Annotated in this window: 1 protein-coding gene; it reads right to left on the bottom strand. The window is 43.6% G+C overall.

What is annotated here, in order from left to right:
* The coding region (locus A3738_RS02895; protein WP_197473534.1) for a cation:proton antiporter at positions 1-766 on the bottom strand (766 nt) is incomplete at its 3' end.
* Between the last annotated feature and the right edge of the window lie 35 nt (positions 767-801).

The following is an 801-nucleotide window of genomic DNA, read 5'->3' as shown; positions in this document are numbered from 1 at the left end:
TTGCTAGGATAATTAGCCACTCTTGAGCCAATAAACCTTCTCGAATACTAAGCGCTGCAACAATTAACCCAAACTCACTAAAATTCGATAACAGCAATGCACTAAGAAACGCCGTGCGCGCGCGTAAAGACATCACGCAAAACACTGCGTAAAATAGTATGAATTTGAGCGGCAATAACAGCAGAAGAAGTGAAGCTAAAATAAACATTGAGAAATCGGGCAAGGCTGACAAGCCAATACTCAAGAAGAAGGACACTAAGAATAAGTCTTTAAACGAGATAAGTGATTTATATAACTCGCCTGACTTACTACTTGTCGCAACTAACATCCCAACAAGCAATGCACCCAAGTCACCTTTTACATTCACCAGTTCAAATAGCGCATAGGCGCCAAGCGCGAGCATAAGCCCACTCAAGGGCAACAATTCTCCGTGACCAGTTTTATTCAAAAGCTTATCGACGAAACGAGTAAGAAGTGGCAGCCCTAGTAACAACAATGCCCAAAATGAAGGCACTTTGCCGGTCGCAACCACGAGAAAAGCGACGGCGATAATGTCCTGAATAATCAGCACACCCACTGCGATAACGCTTTGTCGACTGCGGATTTCTCCGGAATCTTCGAGTACCTTGATGACGCAAACTGTACTACTAAAACTCAGCGCGAAAATGAGTAGCGCAGTCTGTTCTACAGAGAGTTCAAAAACTAATAAACCAGCCCACGCCATTACTGCGTTAATAACGAAGCATAAGGCAATCCACAAACTCATGTGACTGATTGCCGAACCCCAAACTTCTTTTTGAA

This window comes from Oleiphilus sp. HI0066 (assembly GCF_001635725.1).
This window is presented reverse-complemented; position numbering and strand designations above follow the sequence as displayed.